Consider the following 1,623-nt stretch of genomic DNA (forward strand, 5'->3'; position numbering starts at 1 on the left):
ACGTGCCGATCGCGAATACCGCGATTGCGGCACCGCCGGCCACAATGATCGCCCAAAAGGTGCGCAGTCCAAATCCGGTCAACATGCGCGCGTGTCTAGGCCATTCGCTGCCCCGCGCGCCAGCCCGTCCCGCAGCGGCACAGCGCCGGCCCCATCGCCCCCTGCAAAGCCCGGTTGCTTGCGCGAGGTTCATGATTGTGAAAGGGCATGATGCTAGCGGAGACCCGATGAGCGACGACACGCGCCCCGACACCGATCCGATCGAGACGACGCCGTCGCGCCGCCGCGTCCTGACGCTCGGCGCGGTCGGTGCCGCTGCGGTCGTGTCGATCCGTCCGGCGCTGGCGCAGACCGCGGGATCGGTGCTCAATTGCGACATTCCGGTGCCCGATGCGGGCCGCGCGGGCAGCTTCATCGATGCGCAGGGCAAAATCGTGCCATCGGGGACCAAGGGCGCTTTCGCGGGCGCCAGCCGGCCGTTCAAGGGCGAGGAGGTCCGGCGCGTGCTCAACAGCGGCGGCCAGCTGCCCGGCACCGATTCCGAACGCAGCCGTGCCTATGTAAATTACATCCGCCGGTTGCAGCGCGGCCAGGGCGGCTTCACCTGCTTCGCCTCGTTGCAGATGCCGCGCGGCTGAGGCCGTGGACGACGCCGCACCGGGGCCGATCTACCGCGCCGACCCGCCCGGCGGGCTGGTCCTCGCCCCGCTCGACGCGTTCACCGCGGTCTATCACCGGCGATCGGGCATGACTCACCTGCTGACCGAACCCGCGCCGCAGATCCTGGCGATCCTCGGCGAGGCCGGGCTGTTGCTGGAGGCGCTGCTCGACCGGCTGGCGGGTGACTATGATCTCGCCGACGCCACAGCTTCGGCGCTGGCGGCGCGGCTCGACGAGCTGGTCGCCGCCGGGCTTGTCGCAACGTCGTGAGACACGCCTTCGCGCTGCGCATCGGTCCGATCGGATTCCGGATCGGATCGGACTGGCGCGCGCCGATCGACCAGCTGCGCAGTCTCTACCGCGATTATCCCGCGCCGCAGGACGGGGTGGCGGATTACACCGTCCGTCTCTTTGCACGTCGACCCTGGCGGCGGTGGCTTCGCCCGTCGGTCGAGATCGGCGGCGATTACATGCTGCCCGAGGCCGCGCCGCTGCCGCTGCGGCACGGGCTGCTGGCCGCCGAAATGGCGATGAACCTCCAGATGGCGCTCGGCGCACGCCGCCACCTGTTGCTCCATGCCTCTGCGGTCGAACGCGATGGCCGGGCGGTGCTGATGACCGGGGTGTCGGGTGCGGGCAAATCGACTCTGGCGACGCTGCTTGCGGCGCGGGGCTGGCGGTTCATGGGCGATGAGTTCGCGTTGCTCGACCCCGCGACCGGGCTGCTTCACGCCTTTCCGCGACTGATCAGCCTGAAGAATGCGGCGATCCCGGCGGCCGAGGCGGCCTGGCCAGACGCGCGGATGGGGCCGCTGATGGCGGCGACTCCGAAGGGCGATATCCGCCACATGGTCCCCGACGCACGCGCGATCGCCGCGATGGACCAGCCGGCGACCCCCGCCTTGCTGCTGTTTCCCCGCTACGGCGATGCGGCGGCGGTCCGGCCGGTGCCGCCCGCCGAGG

General features: G+C 70.7%; 3 protein-coding genes. All 3 read left to right on the forward strand.

All coding sequences use genetic code 11. The features are described from left to right. Nucleotides 1-227: 227 nt before the first annotated feature. Nucleotides 228-638: a hypothetical protein gene (locus sphsw_RS16880; protein WP_031441639.1), complete on the forward strand. Its 411-nt coding sequence runs from the start codon at nt 228-230 to the stop codon at nt 636-638. A gap of 4 nt (nt 639-642) precedes the next feature. Then, on the forward strand, nt 643-930 hold the full coding sequence (locus sphsw_RS20635) for an HPr-rel-A system PqqD family peptide chaperone (protein WP_031441640.1): 288 nt from the start codon (nt 643-645) through the stop codon (nt 928-930). Beyond that, nucleotides 927-1,623: HprK-related kinase A (locus sphsw_RS16890; protein WP_042467621.1), on the forward strand; the 697-nt coding region annotated here is incomplete at its 3' end. The genes sphsw_RS20635 and sphsw_RS16890, both read left to right, overlap by 4 nt.

The organism is Sphingomonas sp. FUKUSWIS1, from assembly GCF_000733135.1.
Lineage (GTDB): Bacteria > Pseudomonadota > Alphaproteobacteria > Sphingomonadales > Sphingomonadaceae > Sphingomonas > Sphingomonas aerolata.

Coding starts and splice junctions, on each gene's coding strand:
- sphsw_RS16880 (WP_031441639.1), top strand. CDS start 228: ATGAGCGACGACACGCGCCCCGACACCGATCCGATCGAGACGACGCCG.